Here is a 17,862-nt window from a genome sequence, read left to right on the forward strand (position 1 = left end):
CGGACGCCGAAACAGCAGGCAGAGGAACAGGAGTCGCCGGGTGACGAGCACGGACACGCGTGAAGAGACCGAGAACTCGGGACCCGGCGGCTACGCGGCGGCCCGGCTGGGCCTCCTCCAGGAGGAGGCCCGGTCCGGGCCGTCGCGCCGCAAGGCGCTCGCCGGCCTCACCGACCGGTGGCTGGCCGGCCTGTTCGCCGCCGCCGCGCCCACCGCCCGGGGCATCGCCCTGGTCGCCGTCGGCGGCTACGGCCGCGGGGAACTCTCCCCCCGGAGCGACCTCGACCTGCTCCTCCTGCACGACGGCTCCGACCCGTCCGCCGTCGCCGCCGTCGCCGACCGGCTCTGGTACCCGGTCTGGGACCTCGGCATCGCCCTCGACCACTCGGTCCGCACCCCGGCCGAGGCGCGCCGCACCGCCGCCGACGACCTCAAGGTCCAGCTCGGCCTCCTCGACGCCCGCCACCTGGCCGGCGACCTCACCCTCACCACCGGCCTGCGCACCACCGTCCTCGCCGACTGGCGCAACCAGGCCCCCCGGCGCCTCCCCGAACTCCGCGAGCTCTGCGCCGAGCGGGCCGCGCGCTCCGGCGAACTCCGGTTCCTCCTCGAACCCGACCTCAAGGAGGCCCACGGAGGCCTCCGCGACGCCACCGCGCTGCGCGCCGTCGCCGCCTCCTGGCTGGCCGACGCCCCCCGCGAGGGCCTCGACGCCGCCCGCCGCACCCTCCTCGACGTCCGCGACGCCCTCCACCTGACCACCGGGCGCGCCACCGACCGCCTCTCCCTCCAGGAACAGGACCAGGTCGCCGACCGCCTCGGCCTCCTCGACGCAGACATCCTGCTGCGCCAGGTCTACGAGGCCGCCCGCGTCATCTCCTACGCGGGCGACGTCACCTGGCGCGAGGTCGGCCGGGTGCTGCGGGCCCGCTCCACCCGCCCGAGGCTGCGCGCCCTGCTGGGCGGCGGCCGGCCCGCACCCGAGCGCAGCCCGCTCGCCGAGGGCGTGGTGGAACAGGACGGCGAGGTCGGCCTCGCCCGTGCCGCCCGCCCCGACCGCGACCCCGTCCTGCCGCTGCGCGCCGCCGCGGCCGCCGCCGAGGCGGGCCTGCCGCTGTCCCGGCACGCGGTGCGCCGTCTCGCCGCCGACACGGCGCCCATGCCGGTGCCCTGGCCCGCCGAGGCCCGTGAACAACTCGTCACCCTGCTCGGCTCCGGGCCCGCCACCGTCGGCGTCTGGGACGCGCTGGAGGCCGAAGGACTGATCACCCGGCTGCTGCCCGACTGGGAACGCGTCCGCTGCCGGCCGCAGCGCAACGCCGTCCACGTCTGGACCGTCGACCGCCACCTGATCGAGACCGCGGTCCGCGCCTCCCGGAACATCCGCCGGGTCGGCCGGCCCGACCTGCTGCTGGTCGCCGCGCTGCTCCATGACCTCGGCAAGGGCTGGCCCGGCGACCACTCGGTGGCCGGCGAGACCATCGCGCGGGACGTCGCCGCCCGGATCGGGTTCGACCGGCAGGACGTCGCCGTGCTGGCCACCCTGGTCCGGCACCACCTGCTGCTCGTCGAGACCGCCACCCGGCGCGACCTCGACGACCCGGCCACCATCCAGCTCGTCGCCGACGCGGTCGGCTCGCAGAACACGCTGGAACTGCTGCACGCCCTCACCGAGGCCGACGCGCTGGCCACCGGTCCGGCCGCCTGGTCGTCCTGGCGGGCCTCGCTCGTCGCCGACCTGGTCGGGCGGGTCTCCGCTGCGCTGGCCGGCGGCACGCCCGCCGAGCCGGAGGACGCCGCGCCCACCGCCGAGCAGGAACGGCTCGCGGTCGAGGCGGTCGTCACGGACGGCCCGGTGCTGACCCTGCGGGCCCAGGCCGAGACCGGCGGGACCGGTGCGGACGGCGAGGAGGGCGCGGGGCGCGACGCCGCCGCGGAGGACGCCGAGCAGCCCGAACCGCTGGGGGTGGAGCTGCGGATCGCGGTGCCGGACCGCGGCGGGGTGCTGCCTGCGGTCACCGGGGTGCTCGCCCTGCACCGGCTGACCGTGCGCACCGCGGAACTGCGGACGCTGGAACTGCCGGACGTCGCGGCGGGGGCGTCCGTGCTGCTGCTGGACTGGCGGGTGGCCGCCGAGTACGGCTCGCTGCCGCAGGCCGCCCGGCTGCGGGCCGACCTGGTACGGGCGCTGGACGGCTCGCTGGACATCGCGGCGCGGCTCGCCGAGCGGGACGCGGCCTACCCGCGCAGGCGCGGTGCGGTACCGGCGCCGCCACAGGTGACGGTCGCGGCGGCGGCGTCCCGGCACGCGACGGTGATCGAGGTCCGGGCGCACGACGCGCCGGGACTGCTGCACCGGATCGGGCGGGCGCTGGAGGCGGCGGAGGTGCGGGTGAGGAGCGCGCACGTCAGCACGCTCGGCGCCAACGTCGTCGACAGCTTCTACGTCACCGACACCAAGGGCGCCCCCCTCGCGCCCGAGGCCGCCACCACCGTGGCCCGCCACCTGGAGACGGCCCTCCGCACCGCCTGAGCCCGGCGCGCGCCGAACCGCGTGACGACCGTGCGCGGGTGGGAGGCACCGGCAGGGACCGGTACGGGTTCGGGGCGGATACCCTGGACACCACATTCATCCGCCCCCGACACCGAGGACCGACGAGCGCCGTGTTCGATACCCTCTCCGACCGCCTCAGCGCGACTTTCAAAAACCTCCGCGGGAAAGGCCGGCTCTCCGAGGCGGACATCGACGCCACGGCACGCGAGATCCGCATCGCGCTCCTCGAGGCGGACGTCGCCCTCCCGGTCGTGCGCTCCTTCATCAAGAGCGTCAAGGAGCGCGCCACCGGCGCCGAGGTCTCGAAGGCGCTGAACCCCGCCCAGCAGGTCATCAAGATCGTCAACGACGAACTGGTGACCATCCTCGGCGGTGAGACCCGCCGCCTGCGGTTCGCCAAGACCCCGCCGACCGTGATCATGCTCGCCGGTCTCCAGGGCGCCGGCAAGACCACCCTCGCCGGCAAGCTCGGCAAGTGGCTGAAGGACCAGGGCCACTCCCCGCTCCTCGTCGCCGCCGACCTCCAGCGCCCCAACGCCGTGAACCAGCTCAGCGTGGTGGCCGAGCGCGCCGGCGTCGCGGTCTACGCACCGGAGCCGGGCAACGGCGTCGGCGACCCGGTGAAGGTCGCCGAGGACTCCATCGACTTCGCGCGCGCCAAGGTGCACGACATCGTCATCGTGGACACCGCCGGCCGCCTCGGCATCGACGCCGAGATGATGCAGCAGGCCGCCGACATCCGGGACGCCGTGAGCCCGGACGAGATCCTCTTCGTCGTCGACGCGATGATCGGTCAGGACGCGGTCAACACCGCCGAGGCATTCCGCGACGGCGTCGGCTTCGACGGCGTCGTGCTCTCCAAGCTGGACGGCGACGCCCGCGGTGGCGCGGCCCTGTCGATCGCGTCGATCACCGGCAAGCCGATCATGTTCGCGTCGAACGGCGAGAAGCTGGACGACTTCGACGCCTTCCACCCGGACCGGATGGCCTCCCGCATCCTCGACATGGGTGACCTGCTCACCCTGATCGAGCAGGCGGAGAAGACCTTCGACCAGGCCGAGGCCGAGAAGATGGCCTCCAAGCTGGCCTCCAAGAAGGGCCAGGAGTTCACCCTCGACGACTTCCTGTCCCAGATGGAGCAGGTCAGGAAGATGGGGTCGATCTCCAAGCTCCTCGGCATGCTGCCGGGCATGGGCCAGATCAAGGACCAGATCAACAACCTGGACGAGCGCGACGTCGACCGGACCGCGGCGATCATCAAGTCGATGACGCCCGGCGAGCGCAACGACCCGCTGATCATCAACGGCTCCCGCCGCGCCCGTATCGCCAAGGGCTCCGGCGTCGAGGTCAGCGCGGTGAAGAACCTGATCGAGCGGTTCCTCGAGGCCCGCAAGATGATGTCCCGGATGGCCCAGGGCGGCGGCGTCCCGGGCATGCCGGGGATGCCGGGCATGGGCGGCCCCGGCGCCGGCCGGCAGAAGAAGCAGCAGAAGAAGGCCAAGGGCAAGCAGCGCTCCGGCAACCCGATGAAGCGCAAGCAGCAGGAGCTGGAGGAGGCCCAGCGCCGCGAGGCCGCGGCGCAGGGCGGCAACGCCTTCGGCCTGCCGCAGCAGGGCGCCAAGGACTTCGAGCTCCCGGACGAGTTCAAGAAGTTCATGGGCTGACCTGCCGCGAACCGGTGGCGGAGGCCGGGCGGATCCCTCACGGGACCGCCCGGCCTCCGTGTTCCCGGGTCGGTGCTCCCTGAGCCGTGTTCCCGGGGCTGTGTTCTCGGGCCCGTGTTCCCGGTCGCGTGTTCCCGGGTCCGGGTTCTCGCGGACTACCGGGTGCGGGCCACCAGGTAGCGGAAGACGTTCGGCATCCAGACCGTGCCGTCCGGCCTGCGGTAGGGGTGCAGGGCCTCGCGGAGTTCCTTGTCGACCTGGGTGCGGTCGGTGGCGGCGGCCGCGTCGAACAGGCCGGTGGACCACAGCCCGCGCACCGCGCTGTCGACCCCGGCGTAGCCGAACGGGCAGGACACCCGGCCGGAGCCGTCCGGGACCAGACCGGCCCGCCGCGCCACCTCCTCCAGGTCGTCCCGACCGGTCGCCCGCCAGCTCCCCGGCGCGGGGGAGGCCTCCGCCGCCCGCGCCGCGGCCCGCAGCACTCCGGTGGTCGCGCACCGCTCCGGCGGCCCCCAGCCCGTCAGGACCACCGCCGCGCCCCGTTCGGCGAGCGGGGCCGCCTCGCGCAGCCGGGCCAGCAGCGCGTCGGCGTCGCCGGTACGGCAGCCGATCGGCTCCAGCGCGGTCACCACCGTGTACGCGTCCGCACGGGCCGGCGCGCGGTCGGCGCGGTCCGTCAGCCGTGCGCCGGGCCCGGCGGCGGAGCTCCCGCCGTCGGCCGTCAGCCGTTCCCGCGCCAGGTTGAGCCGTTCGGGTGAGTCGGATTCCACGCCGGTGACGTCGGCGCCGCGGCCCGCGGCCATCAGCAGCGCCAGGCCGGAGCCGCAACCCAGCCCCAGCAGCCGGGTGCCGGGCCCCACGCCCAGCCGCTCGTGGACGGCCTCGTAGAGAGGGACCAGCATGCGTTCCTGGATCTCGGACCAGTCCCGGGCCCGGGACCTCGGGTCGGCGCCCGTGGTCCGGGCCGCATGGGGAGGGTGACGTCGTACGAGAGTGGATGTCATGTAGCGCCCCTGTCGCCGAAAGGTTGCCGCCTGTCTGTCCGGCCGTGCGTGCGTGGCCGTCGTGTGCGCCGCGCCCCCGTGGTGTGCCCCGGCTTCCCCCCGTATGCCAGGTAACTGCTCCGAGGCCGTGGCGTCCAGGGCATGTGGACACCGCAATGCCGGATGCGGGCGTATACGGCGAGATTTCACATACCGGTAACCCGCGGGGCAACCGGAGGCGGCCGTGGCGCGTCGGTAAGGACGGGGAGTGCTCGCCGTGCCGCCGGTGAAAGCCCAGGACGGCCGCCGGGGGCTCGCGAACCGGGACCCGGCGGCAGGCTCCGGCAGTACGGGTAGTAACCTCCCGTCACGTCGGAATCGCGCCAAGATGGTGCGCGCGCGGGGGCGCACGGGGACCGTTCGTGCGCCGGTACCGCCCGGTGCGTACAGGTGGCTACGTACCGCCTTGTGGTGAGACGTCAGGCTTCTGCGCAGATCAGCGCACCCGTCCTCGTCCGGACGCATCAGGGTTAACTGACGGGTACGTGCAAATTATTTGAGATGCCCCGGAATAGGAACACAGAGGGCTCCGGCGTCGTTGTCATTACGTGAGCACGACACCACCTGTTCTCGCCGCCGAGCTGGCGCAGGCATGGGCCGACATTCAACGGCACCATCCCGAGCTGCCGGACTTGGCCGCGCCCGAATCCCTGATCGGGGAGTCGTCGTCCGCCTGCGGACACGAACTCTCCTTCGAGCGACTCCTCCATGAGGCAGTCCATGGCATCGCCGCCGCCCGCGGGATCCGCGACACCTCGCGGGCCGGCCGCTACCACAACCGCAGGTTCCTGGCGATCGCCGAGGAGCTCGGGCTCGACCACTCGGAGGAGCCGCATCCCAGCAGCGGCTTCTCCCTGGTCACGCTCAAGCCCGAGGCGAAGCGCCGGTACCGGCCCACGATCGAGCGACTGCAGCGTGCCCTGAAGGCGCACAACGCGGCCGTGGCGTCGGACACGGCCGGCACCTTCCGGGGTCCCGCGGCACGGCACGGATCCTCGGGGGGAGGTGTGCGGGTCAAGGCCGTCTGCGACTGCGGCCGGAACGTGCGCGTGGTCCCCTCCGTCCTGGCGCAGGCGCCCATCGTGTGCGGGGGCTGCGGCAAGCCCTTCCGGATCCCCGAGCCCGAGCCGCTGGCCGCGGCGAGCTGAGGCGCGCGCGGGGCCCGCGCGGAGCCGGCGCATCGTGGACGCCGGACCCGTGCGGGCCTCGTATGCCCCCATTCGGAGCCAGGCCCGGTCGTGTGGCAGAATGGCCAGCTGTACTCGACAGTCGCACAGGACCCCTCTCTCCTCCGGCTGACGCGTCCATCGGGCACTCGGTGCCGCAACCCCACGCGGCTTTCCGTCGCGCCCACCACGTCAAATCCAGGAGATTCCACTCCCGTGGCAGTCAAGATCAAGCTGAAGCGTCTGGGCAAGATCCGTTCGCCTCACTACCGCATCGTCGTCGCCGACAGCCGCACCCGCCGTGACGGCCGTGCGATCGAGGAGATCGGCAAGTACCACCCGACGTACAACCCGTCGGTGATGGAGGTCGACGCCGAGCGTGTCGCCTACTGGCTGTCCGTCGGCGCCCAGCCGACCGAGCCGGTTCTCGCCATCCTCAAGAAGACCGGCGACTGGCAGAAGTTCAAGGGCGAGCCCGCCCCGGCGCCGCTGCTGCAGCGTGCCGAGAAGCCCGCGCGTCCGTCCTTCGAGGCTCTCGGTGGCGACGACGAGGGCAAGGGCGAGGCCATCACCCAGAAGAAGAAGGCCGAGAAGAAGGACGAGGCCGCCGCCGAGTCCGCTCCGGCTGAGTCGACCGAGGCCTGAGCATGCTCGAGGAGGCTCTCGAGCACCTCGTGAAGGGCATCGTCGACAACCCTGACGATGTGCAGGTCGCCTCCCGTGACCTGCGTCGCGGTCGCGTGCTCGAGGTCCGGGTCCACCCGGACGACCTCGGCAAGGTGATCGGCCGCAACGGCCGCACCGCACGCGCCCTGCGTACCGTCGTGGGCGCCATCGGCGGTCGCGGCGTCCGTGTCGACCTGGTCGACGTGGACGACGTCCGCTGACACACGCAACACCGGCTCGGGCCGGGGAAGGCCTTCGGGGCCTTCCCCGGCCCGACGTCGTTGCCGCCCGTCGTTGCGGGCCGGCGGTCCGGATCCCCGGTCCCGGCCCGCGGTCCGGGTGCGCGGACCCGCCCGCGGTCCGTCACCCGCAGTCCTTCACCCGTAGTCCCGATCCAGGAGAGCAAGCACAGTGCAGCTGGTAGTCGCACGGATCGGCCGCGCCCACGGCATCAAGGGCGAGGTCACCGTCGAGGTACGTACCGACGAGCCGGAGCTGCGGCTCGCGCCCGGCGCCGTCCTGGCCACCGACCCGGCCTCGGCCGGTCCCCTGACCATCGAGACGGGCCGGGTGCACAGCGGCCGGCTGCTGCTGCGCTTCGAGGGCGTGCGGGACCGCACCGGCGCCGAGGCCCTGCGCAACATCCTCCTCATCGCGGACGTCGACCCCGACGAACTGCCGGAGGAGGAGGACGAGTACTACGACCACCAGCTCATGGACCTGGACGTGGTGACCGTGGACGGCGAGGCGGTGGGGCGGATCACCGAGATCTCCCACCTGCCCTCCCAGGACCTGTTCGTGGTCGAGCGTGAGGACGGCAGCGAGGTCTACGTGCCGTTCGTGCAGGAGATCGTGGTGGAGATCGACCTGGAGGAGCAGCGGGCGGTCATCGACCCGCCGCCCGGCCTGATCGACGACCGGGCCGAGGTCGCCTCCGCCCGGGACGCGGAGGCGGGCGGGGAGTCCGCCGAGGAGCGGAAGCGGGACGAGGCCTGATGCGTCTCGACGTCGTCACCATCTTCCCGGAGTACCTGGAACCGCTGAACGTCTCCCTGGTCGGCAAGGCCCGGGCCCGCGGACGGCTCCAGGTCGGCGTCCACGACCTGCGGGACTGGACCTACGACCGCCACAACACCGTCGACGACACCCCCTACGGCGGCGGTCCGGGCATGGTCATGAAGACCGAGCCGTGGGGCGAGGCACTGGACCAGATCGTCGGCGACGGCTACGAGGCCGGGGCCTCCGGCCCGGTGCTGGTCGTGCCCACGCCCAGCGGCCGGCCGTTCACCCAGGAAGTGGCCGTGGAGCTGTCCGAGCGGCCCTGGCTGATCTTCACCCCCGCCCGCTACGAGGGCATCGACCGCCGGGTGATCGACGAGTACGCCACCCGCGTGCCCGTGTACGAGGTCTCCATCGGCGACTACGTGCTGGCCGGCGGCGAGGCCGCGGTGCTGGTGATCACCGAGGCCGTGGCCCGGCTGCTGCCCGGCGTGCTGGGCAACGCCGAGTCGCACCGCGACGACTCCTTCGCCCCGGGCGCCATGGCCAACCTGCTGGAGGGCCCGGTCCACACCAAGCCGCCCGAGTGGCGCGGCCGCGGCATCCCCGACGTGCTGCTCAGCGGCCACCACGGGAAGATCGCCCGCTGGCGCCGCGACGAGGCGCTGCGCCGCACCACCACGCACCGGCCCGACCTGATCGAACGCACCCGCCCCGAGGCCTTCGACAAGAAGGACCGGGAGATGCTCTCCATCCTGGGCTGGGCGCCCGACCCCCAGGGTCTGCCGTACGGGCGGTTTTGGCGCCGCGTCGAAGACGTGGAAGAATAGGCGGCTGTTGTGCGTGGCCCGGCGTGCGCCCCTGCCACAGGGGGACACGGCGCGGCGTTCCGGTCACGACGACGTCTTCCGATGAAACCTAGCTCCCGTTGGTGACCTGTGGCATCAGCGAAGAAAGCAGACGAAATGTCTCACCTGCTCGACTCCGTCGACGCCGCGTCGCTGCGCAGCGACATCCCGGCCTTCCGCCCGGGTGACACCGTCAACGTCCACGTCCGCGTCATCGAGGGCAACCGCTCTCGTGTGCAGCAGTTCAAGGGCGTCGTCATCCGCCGCCAGGGCGCCGGTGTCCGCGAGACCTTCACGGTCCGCAAGGTCTCGTTCTCCGTCGGCGTCGAGCGCACCTTCCCGGTGCACACCCCGATCGTCGAGAAGATCGAGCTGGTCACCCGCGGTGACGTCCGTCGCGCGAAGCTGTACTACCTCCGTGAGCTGCGCGGCAAGGCCGCGAAGATCAAGGAGAAGCGCGAGAACTGATCTCGCGCGGGTGTCGTCCCGGGGGCCGGATAGCATCTGCCCCCTATGGACACCGAAGCACAGCACCTGGAGCGCGACCGCTCCTCCCCGCACGTGCCCGAGGATTCCCCTCGGCCGCGGTCCGGGGAGGCGCGGTCGCGCTTCGCTGTTCCCGGGGACGCCCGGCGCGACCAGGACGCCACGCCGGAGGAGGGCGGGGACGGCGCGCTCGCGGCGGCGGACGGTGACGCCGACGCGGGTGACGCGAGCGGCGTCGAGAGCGAGGGCGACGGCGACGGCGACGGCGGCAGCGAGAGCGCGGGCGAGGGCGACGGCGGCGTCGAGAGCGAGGGCGAGGGCGGTGGGGGCCGGCTCCGGGACTGGCTGCCGGGCGGCAGCCTCACCCTCACGGCGGGGTCCTGCCTGGTCTTCCTGCTGCTGATGACCCTGTTCGTGGCACAGCCGTTCACCATCCCCAGCACCTCCATGGAGCCCGGCCTGCGGACCGGCGACCGGGTTCTGGTCAACAAGCTGGCCTACCGCCTCGGCGACGGACCCGCCCGCGGGGACGTGGTGGTCTTCCAGGACGCCGAGGGCTTCGGCGACGGCCACTTCGTCAAGCGGGTGGTGGGCGTGGGCGGCGACCGCGTGGTGTGCTGCGACCGGGACGGGCGCCTGCGGATCAACGGGCGGGCGGTGGACGAGTCCGCGTTCCTCGGCGGCGACGCGGCGTCGGCGGTGCGGTTCGACGTGGTGGTGCCGGACGGCAGGCTGTTCGTGCTGGGCGACCACCGGGCCGCCTCCAGCGACTCCCGGGACCACCTGGGCTCGCCGGGCGGCGGCATGGTCTCCGTGGAGGACGTCACCGGGCGGGCCGACTGGATCGTCTGGCCGGCCGGGCGGTGGACGGGGATCGAACCCTCGGGCGCCTACACCGGCGTCCCCGCGCCGGACGGGGCCCATGGGTAGGCGCGGACGCCCGCAAGGGGGCGGCGGGGGAGCGGAGGCGACACCTCCGCTGGGGCGCGCGGAGCGCCGCCGGCTGCGCCGCAAGGTGCAGCGCCGCCGACGGCGGGCGGTGCTCAAGGAGATACCCCTGCTGGGCGGCGTGGCGCTGGCGATCGCGCTGCTGCTCAAGACCTTCCTGTTCCAGGCCTTCGTGATCCCCTCCGGTTCCATGGAGCAGACCATCCGGATCGGCGACCGGGTGATCGTGGACAAGCTCACCCCGTGGTTCGGCGCGAAGCCGGAGCGGGGCGACGTGGTGGTGTTCCGCGACCCCGGCGGCTGGCTGCGTGCCGAGGAGGTCGCCGAGATCACCGGCGAGTCCGCGGTGACCCGCCGGATCAAGGAGGGCCTGGCCTTCGTGGGCGTGATGCCCTCGGCCGACGAGCAGGATCTGATCAAGCGCGTGGTCGGCGTCGGCGGCGACCGGGTGGTCTGCTGCGACGACACCGGCAGGATGACGGTGAACGGCACGCCCCTCCACGAGGACTACCTGTTCCCGGGCGACGAGCCCTCCGTGAAGCATTTCGAGGTGACGGTGCCGGAGGGCAGCCTGTGGGTGATGGGCGACCACCGCTCGCACTCCGCGGACTCCCGGGTCCACCTGGACGGGCCCCACGGCGGCGCCGTCTCCGAGGACCTGGTCGTGGGCCGGGCCGTTGCGGTGGCCTGGCCGATCGGGCACTGGACGCGGCTGACCAGGCCGGAGACCTTCGCGTCCGTCGGACCCTCCGACGGGGGGTAGGCGGCCCGGGGCCCGGCTCGCATAGGGTGGCAGCACCCGAGGGCCGGCAGGCCGGGCGAGACGGACCAACGGATTCCGGCGACCACCGAGCCCTGGGGAACTCCCGCTCGTTAAGGGAGTGGTGGGCCCGCGCCGGGCAGCGGGCGGGCGGCGGTACGGAGTGAGGAGTTCGGTGTGGGGGATGCGGCGGTTGGCGCACGTTCCGGTGGCGGCGACGGGTGGCGGAGGCGTTCCCCGGAACCCGACCCGCAGGACCGGAGCGAGGGCGTGACGCCCGGCAGCGACCCCGAGGGACCGGGCGGTCCGGCGGACGCCCACAGCGAGGGCGAGGGCAGGCGCGCACGGCGCGGCGGCTCGAACCAGCAGATGCGGTCGTTCTGGAAGGAACTCCCGCTGCTGATCGTGATCGCGCTGGTGCTGGCGCTGCTGATCAAGACGTTCCTGCTGCAGGCGTTCTCCATCCCCTCGGACTCCATGCAGAACACGCTGCAGCGCGGCGACCGGGTGCTGGTGGACAAGCTGACCCCGTGGTTCGGCTCGGAGCCGGAGCGCGGTGAGGTGGTCGTCTTCCACGACCCGGACAACTGGCTGGCCGGCCAGCCGGTGGAGCAGCCCAACGCCTTCCAGCAGGTCCTCACCTGGGTCGGCCTGATGCCTTCCGCCGAGGAGCGGGACCTCATCAAGCGCGTCGTCGGCGTCGGCGGGGACACCGTCGAGTGCCGGGGCAACGGGCCCCTGATCGTCAACGGCGTCGCCCTCGACGAGCCGTACGTCTTCCCGGGCAACACCCCCTGCAGCAACGACGACGCCGGCCAGTTCAAGGTCAAGGTGCCCGAGGGCTACCTGTGGGTGATGGGCGACCACCGCCAGAACAGCAAGGACTCCCGCTACAACCAGGACGACGCCCACAACGGCATGGTCCCGGTGGAGGACGTCGTGGGGCGGGCCGTGGTGAAGGCCTGGCCGATCGACCGCTGGGGCACGCTGCCGGTGCCGGACACCTTCGACCAGCCGGCGCTCGACAAGTAGCGCCGCCGCACAGCGGGCCGCGCGGCCCGCTGCGCCCGCGCCCGTGTCCGCGTCGGTGCCAGGTGTCCGCGTCGGTGCCCGTGCCCGGGGCCGTGCACGTGCCCGTGCCCGTGCCGCCGGTTTCCGCCCGGACCGCCTGGGACTCGTCGACGGACGTGAACGGCCCGCCCCTCCGGCCCCGGAGCGGCGGGCCGTGGCCGTCGCGGGGCTGTTCGCCGGGGGGTGCCCGAGCCGCGTACCGACGGGTAGGGTGCGGGGCCATGAGCAGCGAGAGCGGTACGAGCGGTACCGACACGGCCGTGGCGAGGCGCGGCGGAGGCGCCGGAAGCGGTGCTCCCGCGGGCGGACGGCTGGGGCAGCGGCTCTCGGGCCTGGTGGTCGCCCTGGGCACCGTCCTGTTCCTCGGCGGCTTCGGCTGGGCGGCGCTGGTCTACATGCCGTTCACCGTGCCCACCGCCTCGATGCACCCCACCATCGCCGCCGGCGACCGGGTGCTGGCCGAGCGGGTGGACGGTTCCGAGGTGCGCCGCGGTGACGTGGTGGTGTTCGAGCAGGAGAACTGGGCGGACGCCCCGCTGATCAAGCGCGTGGTCGCGGTCGGCGGCGACACCGTCGCCTGCTGTGCCGGGGGCGGGCTCACGGTGAACGGCGAGCGGATCGACGAGCCGTACGTGGGCGACGACCCGTTCGCCGCGACGGCCTCGTTCTCGGAGGTCACCGTGCCCGAAGGACGGCTGTTCCTGCTCGGTGACGACCGCACGGGCTCCCTGGACTCCACCGCACACCTCGCCGAGAAGGCCGCCGGCACGGTGTCCCGGAAGGCCGTGAAGGGCCGCGTGGACGCGGTGGTGTGGCCCATGGACGGCATGATCGAGCCCGCCCCCGGCTTCCGCGCGCTGGGCGACGAGCCCTCCCCGCAGGGACCCCTGCCCCTTCAGACGGCCATGGCGGTGGCCGGAGCGGTGATGATCTTCGCCGGAGCCGCCTACGGACCGGTGGCGGGGGCGCTGGCCCGGCGCCGGGGCGCGGGCGCCGCCGGCTGACCGGCCGGGAGCCGCGGCGAGCGGTACCGCACTGGTCAGGGCCGATACCTTGCCGACCGTCCTCGGCGACGCGACTTTCGTGCGAGCGCGGTGGTGGACCTGTGGGGAACTCGGGCGGTCACATGAGACGGTGTATCCCACGGGACTCGCCGGGCCGCCGCGCAGGCTGCTCGACGAAGATCCCCCGCCGGGCCGGAGACCCTTGAGCCGGAAATCGCCTAGGGGCTCGTGGGACTGACGCACAATGGTGGGACCGCACGGCTGAAGGGGAACATGCCATGAGCGCCGAGGACCTCGAGAAGTACGAGACCGAGATGGAGCTGAAGCTCTACCGGGAGTACCGAGACGTCGTCGGGCTGTTCACCTACGTGATCGAGACCGAGCGGCGGTTCTACCTCACCAACGACTACGACATGCAGGTGCACTCCGTCCAGGGCGAGGTCTTCTTCGAGGTCACCATGGCCGACGCCTGGGTGTGGGACATGTACCGGCCGGCCCGCTTCGTCAAGAAGGTACGCGTTCTCACATTCAAGGACGTGAACATCGAGGAGCTCAACAAGACCGATCTGGAGCTCCCGGGCAGCTGACCTGTGGACAACCGGCGCGAGCCGCTGCGAAGCCTCACCCGAAAGGGTGGGGCTTCGCGCGTGTTCAACGGGTCCCTCCACCAAGATCCACACCGCTTCCGGGCCGGGCCCATCGTGGGCTCCGGAGGTGGTGCCGTATGGGCGCACGAGAAGACGTAGGACGAACGGTCCCCGCGACGGACCCGACGACGGACGCGATGACGGGCCCGACGACGGGCCCGATGACGGACCCTGCGACGGACCCGACGGCGGACACCGCGACGGGACGGCGCGCGGCGGCCCGGGCGGCGGGCGCGGCCCGCGGCGGCGGGACGCGCGTGGCCGAGGCGGCCGCGAACGAGGGGGGCGCCGTCGGGGCCCGTGCGGGTGGGGTCCGCGCCGTCGGGGCGCGGGGCGCGCTCGGTGCGTGGGGCGAGGAGTTGGCAGCCCGGCGGCTGACCGAGGCCGGAATGACGGTGCTGGACCGCAACTGGCGGGGCGGCCGGACGGGCGAGATCGACATCGTCGCCCGGGACGGCGACGCGGTGGTGGTCTGCGAGGTGAAGACCCGCCGGGCCCCGGTGGACGGACAGGCCGCCTTCGAGCACCCCATGGCCGCGGTGACGCCCGCGAAGGCCGCCCGGCTGCGCGGCCTGGCCGAACGCTGGGTGCAGGAACACGGCGGCGCTCCGCCGGGCGGGGTCCGCATCGACCTGGTCGGCGTGCTGCTTCCGCGCCGCGGCGCCCCCCGGGTGGAGCACGTGCGGGGGGTGGCCTGAGATGGGCTTCGCGCGTACCTGCTCGGTCGCCCTCGTCGGCGCCGAGGGCGTGGTCGTCGAGGTGCAGGCCGACCTGGAGCCCGGCGTCGCCGCGTTCACCCTGGTCGGGCTGCCGGACAAGAGCCTGACCGAGAGCCGTGACCGGGTGCGGGCCGCGGTGGTCAACTCCGGGGCGCCGTGGCCGCAGAAGAAGCTCACCGTGGGCCTGAGCCCGGCGTCGGTGCCCAAGGCGGGCAGCGGCTTCGACCTGGCCGTGGCGTGCGCGGTCCTCGGAGCGGCCGAGGTGATCGACCCGCAGGTGCTGGCCGAGCTGGTGATGATCGGCGAGCTGGGGCTCGACGGGCGGGTCAGACCCGTTCGGGGCGTCCTGCCGGTGGTGCTCGCCGCCGCCGAGGCCGGGTACCAGCAGGTCGTGGTGCCCGAATGCGCGGCACCCGAGGCGTCCCTGGTACCCGGGGTGTCCGTGCTGGGCGTCCGCAGTCTGCGGCAGTTGATCGCGGTGCTGACCGACTCGCCGGTGCCCGAGGAGGAGCCGCTCGCGGTGGGCCGGCCCGACCCGATGCTGGCCGGGCTGCGGCTGCCGGGCGCCGCGGCGGCCGTGGGAGTGCCCGGCGGCGGCTTCGCGGACCAGGGCCACGACCTGGCCGACGTGGCCGGCGGGCTGCGGGCCCGGGCAGCCCTGGAAGTGGCCGCCGCCGGAGGACACCACCTGTTCCTCTCCGGGCCCCCGGGCACCGGCAAGACCATGCTGGCCGAACGCCTGCCCACGCTGCTGCCGCCGCTGGACCGGCAGGAGTCCTTGGAGGTCACCGCCGTCCACTCGGTGGCCGGACTGCTGCCGCCGGGGCGGCCGCTGATCGACCGGCCGCCCTACTGCGCCCCGCACCACTCGGCCACCATGCAGGCCCTGGTCGGAGGCGGCAAGGGCACGGCCCGGCCCGGCGCCGTCTCGCTGGCCCACCGTGGTGTCCTCTTCCTGGACGAGGCGCCCGAATTCAGCCGGACGGCGCTGGACGCGCTGCGGCAGCCGTTGGAGTCCGGGCACGTGGTGATCGCGCGGAGCGAGGGCGTGGTGCGCTTTCCGGCGAAGTGCCTGATGGTGCTGGCCGCCAATCCGTGCCCGTGCGGCCGGTTTTCGCGCACCGACGAGGCGTGCGAATGCCCGCCGCACGCCGTGCGGCGCTACCAGGCGCGGCTCTCCGGGCCGCTGCTGGACCGGGTCGACCTGCGGGTGGAGGTCGGGCCGGTGAAACGCTCCGAGCTGACCGCGCGCGGCCGGGGCGGAGAGGCCTCGGCGACCGTCGCCGCCCGTGTCCGGGCCGCCCGGGAGCGCACGGCGGCCCGGCTGGCCGGCACGCCGTGGCGGACCAACGGCGAGGTGCCGGGCCGCGAGCTGCGCGGCCGATGGCGGGCCGCCCCGGGCGCCGTCGACCGTGCCGAACGCCTCCTGGAACGCGGCACGCTCACCGCGCGGGGACTGGACCGGGTGCTCCGGGTGGCCTGGACGGTGGCGGACCTGGTCGGCCACGACCGCCCCGACGCCCAGGACGTCGCTTTCGCCCTCGAACTGCGCACCGGCTTCCCGCTGGGGGCGGCCACGACGATTGGGGAGCTGGTGTGAACGGAGAGGCGGCGCGGGCGGAGTCCGGCGCGGGAGAGCAGCTCGACCTGGCGGGGGCGGCGGAGGAAGCGGGGGCGGGAGCAGCAATCGCGGCCGCGCCGGAAGGCGGAGTGGCAGCCGCGGCGGAGGCGGGGGCGGAGGCCGCAGCCGCAGCCGCAGCCGCAGCCGGAGCCGGGGCCGCAGTCGCAACCGGGGTCGGGTCCGCAGGCGCAGTCGGAGCCGCAGCCGGGGCCGGTGCGGCCGGTGAAGCCGCTGTTCGGGAGGCGCCGGCCCCGGCACCGGTGGAAGGGCCGCCGGGGCCCGAGGAGCGGTGGGCGCGTACCTGGCTCACCCGGGTGCTGGAGCCGGGGGACGAGACGGGCGGCCGGTGGGTGCGAGAGATGGGCCCGGTCGGCGTGGTCCGGCGGCTGCGGGACCCGGACCGGCCGCTCCCCGGGGCGGGCGCCAGGCGCTGGGCGGGGTTGTGCGCGCGGGCCGCGGCCGCCGACCCGGCGCGGGACCTGGCCGCCGCGGCGGACGCCGGAGCGCGGTTCGTGGTGCCCGGCGACGCCGAGTGGCCCACCCAGCTCGACGACCTGGGTGACGCCCGGCCGCTGGGCCTGTGGATCCGCGGTCGCCCCGGCCTGCGGATGTGGGCGCTGCGGTCGGTGGCCGTGGTCGGCGCGCGGGCCTGCACCGAGTACGGAGCCCATGTCTCGGCCGCCCTGTCCGCCGAGCTCGCCGAGCGGGGCTGGGTGGTGGTCTCCGGCGGGGCGTACGGGATCGACGGGGCAGCGCACCGGGGTGCGCTGGGGGCGGGCGGGGCCACGGTCGCCGTGCTGGCGTGCGGGGTCGACCGGCCCTACCCGCGCGGACACGCCCGGCTGATCGGCAGGATCGCGGAACAGGGCCTGGTGGTCGGCGAGTTGCCTCCCGGCGACCACCCCACGCCGTCCCGCTTCGTGCTCCGCAACCGGGTGATCGCCGCGCTGACCCGCGGCACGGTCGTCGTCGAGGCCGCCAGGCGCAGCGGGTCCCTGGCCACGGCGAGGGCCGCCCGCCGGCTCGGACGCTTCGTGATGGGCGTCCCCGGGCCGGTCACCAGTGGGCTGTCCACCGGGGTCCACCAACTGCTCAGGGAGGAGGCGGTGCTGGTCACCGACGCCGCGGAGATCGTCGAGCTGGTGGGGGCGATGGGAGAGCTGAAAGAGGTTCCGCAGGGCCCGCTGCTGCCGAGGGACCTGCTCGGGGCCGGCGCCCGCCGGGTGCTGGACGCGCTGCCGGCCCGCGGAGTCGTCCACGTCGCGGAGATCGCGCGGGAGGCGGCGACCACGCAGGACGACGCGGTCGCCCGGCTCTACGAACTGCGCTCCCTCGGCCATGTCGAACGACACGGCGACGGATGGCAGTTGACGCGTCATGCGGTGATATCGGCACGGGCCGGCGCGGGGCCGCCGTGAAAGTCCGCTCGGCCGTCCGGGTGGTCCCGACGCCCTTGTGTAGACCCGGAGTTGGGCCTTCCGGGTGGTCACTCGGGGTGACGACCGTGGCTCGGGTCCACGGCCGGGCGGACGACGGAGGAACGTATCTGCGGATGCGTGCCGATTCGTCCTTCACGGACTGCGATGCTCCAGTCGCGCTACGCTCACGAGGATCCCCGGCGCTCCGGTTGCGCCGGAGCGCGAGACCGGTACCACGGCAGAACGGC

General features: G+C 73.9%; 16 protein-coding genes and 2 pseudogenes. 17 read left to right on the top strand and 1 reads right to left on the bottom strand.

What is annotated here, in order from left to right:
* Nucleotides 1-40 precede the first annotated feature (40 nt).
* Nucleotides 41-2,533, top strand: a complete 2,493-nt coding sequence (locus ABZ836_RS21100) for a [protein-PII] uridylyltransferase (RefSeq protein WP_361144323.1) — start codon at nt 41-43, stop codon at nt 2,531-2,533.
* Between the two features lie 131 nt (nt 2,534-2,664).
* Nucleotides 2,665-4,218, top strand: a complete 1,554-nt coding sequence (gene ffh, locus ABZ836_RS21105; RefSeq protein ID WP_356136156.1) for a signal recognition particle protein — start codon at nt 2,665-2,667, stop codon at nt 4,216-4,218.
* A gap of 155 nt (nt 4,219-4,373) precedes the next feature.
* Here ffh and ABZ836_RS21110 read toward each other — a convergent pair whose 3' ends face one another.
* Complete coding sequence (locus ABZ836_RS21110; protein ID WP_356136158.1) at nt 4,374-5,222, bottom strand: SAM-dependent methyltransferase; 849 nt, start codon at nt 5,220-5,222, stop codon at nt 4,374-4,376.
* A 587-nt stretch (nt 5,223-5,809) separates the two neighbouring features.
* On the opposite strand from ABZ836_RS21110, the gene ABZ836_RS21115 reads away from it, so the two are divergent.
* The 15 genes and pseudogenes from ABZ836_RS21115 (at nt 5,810) to dprA (ending at nt 17,614) form a co-directional block, all read left to right on the top strand.
* A complete protein-coding gene (locus tag ABZ836_RS21115) occupies nt 5,810-6,409 on the top strand; it encodes a hypothetical protein (protein WP_108954186.1) in 600 nt (199 codons plus the stop codon).
* A gap of 234 nt (nt 6,410-6,643) precedes the next feature.
* Nucleotides 6,644-7,072, top strand: a complete 429-nt coding sequence (gene rpsP, locus ABZ836_RS21120; RefSeq protein WP_151775467.1) for a 30S ribosomal protein S16 — start codon at nt 6,644-6,646, stop codon at nt 7,070-7,072.
* A gap of 2 nt (nt 7,073-7,074) precedes the next feature.
* Nucleotides 7,075-7,314: an RNA-binding protein gene (locus ABZ836_RS21125; protein ID WP_108954184.1), complete on the top strand. Its 240-nt coding sequence runs from the start codon at nt 7,075-7,077 to the stop codon at nt 7,312-7,314.
* A 190-nt stretch (nt 7,315-7,504) separates the two neighbouring features.
* Entirely contained in the window at nt 7,505-8,089 is a 585-nt protein-coding gene (gene rimM / locus ABZ836_RS21130) for a ribosome maturation factor RimM (protein WP_356136161.1), read from the top strand.
* Nucleotides 8,089-8,922, top strand: a complete 834-nt coding sequence (gene trmD, locus ABZ836_RS21135; protein ID WP_361144329.1) for a tRNA (guanosine(37)-N1)-methyltransferase TrmD — start codon at nt 8,089-8,091, stop codon at nt 8,920-8,922. The genes rimM and trmD overlap by 1 nt, the downstream gene beginning before the upstream one ends.
* A gap of 135 nt (nt 8,923-9,057) precedes the next feature.
* Nucleotides 9,058-9,408, top strand: a complete 351-nt coding sequence (rplS, locus tag ABZ836_RS21140) for a 50S ribosomal protein L19 (RefSeq protein ID WP_123763339.1) — start codon at nt 9,058-9,060, stop codon at nt 9,406-9,408.
* A 45-nt stretch (nt 9,409-9,453) separates the two neighbouring features.
* Entirely contained in the window at nt 9,454-10,356 is a 903-nt protein-coding gene (lepB, locus tag ABZ836_RS21145) for a signal peptidase I (protein ID WP_361144332.1), read from the top strand.
* Nucleotides 10,349-11,361: pseudogene (gene lepB / locus ABZ836_RS21150) on the top strand (signal peptidase I); the annotation flags it as partial. The gene lepB (ABZ836_RS21145) and the pseudogene lepB (ABZ836_RS21150), both read left to right, overlap by 8 nt.
* Nucleotides 11,312-12,166 (top strand): signal peptidase I, encoded by an 855-nt coding sequence (gene lepB, locus ABZ836_RS21155; protein WP_356136167.1) that lies wholly within the window; start codon nt 11,312-11,314, stop codon nt 12,164-12,166. The pseudogene lepB (ABZ836_RS21150) and the gene lepB (ABZ836_RS21155), both read left to right, overlap by 50 nt.
* Before the next feature lie 260 nt (nt 12,167-12,426).
* Complete coding sequence (gene lepB, locus ABZ836_RS21160; protein WP_361144335.1) at nt 12,427-13,209, top strand: signal peptidase I; 783 nt, start codon at nt 12,427-12,429, stop codon at nt 13,207-13,209.
* Between the two features lie 85 nt (nt 13,210-13,294).
* Nucleotides 13,295-13,431: pseudogene (locus tag ABZ836_RS21165) on the top strand (DNA mismatch repair protein MutT); the annotation flags it as partial.
* Nucleotides 13,432-13,487: 56 nt separating this feature from the next.
* Nucleotides 13,488-13,796, top strand: a complete 309-nt coding sequence (locus tag ABZ836_RS21170; RefSeq protein ID WP_356136171.1) for a DUF2469 domain-containing protein — start codon at nt 13,488-13,490, stop codon at nt 13,794-13,796.
* Nucleotides 13,797-14,113: 317 nt separating this feature from the next.
* The gene (locus ABZ836_RS21175; RefSeq protein ID WP_361144466.1) at nt 14,114-14,554 is read left to right on the top strand and encodes a YraN family protein; all 441 of its coding nucleotides are present in this window, start codon (nt 14,114-14,116) and stop codon (nt 14,552-14,554) included.
* 1 nt (nt 14,555) lies between these two features.
* On the top strand, nt 14,556-16,175 hold the full coding sequence (locus ABZ836_RS21180) for an ATP-binding protein (RefSeq protein WP_356136173.1): 1,620 nt from the start codon (nt 14,556-14,558) through the stop codon (nt 16,173-16,175).
* Between the two features lie 281 nt (nt 16,176-16,456).
* Complete coding sequence (dprA, locus tag ABZ836_RS21185) at nt 16,457-17,614, top strand: DNA-processing protein DprA (RefSeq protein WP_361144339.1); 1,158 nt, start codon at nt 16,457-16,459, stop codon at nt 17,612-17,614.
* Nucleotides 17,615-17,862: the final 248 nt, after the last annotated feature.

It is taken from the genome of Streptomyces sp. NPDC047130 (genome assembly GCF_040643475.1).
Taxonomy (GTDB): domain Bacteria; phylum Actinomycetota; class Actinomycetes; order Streptomycetales; family Streptomycetaceae; genus Streptomyces.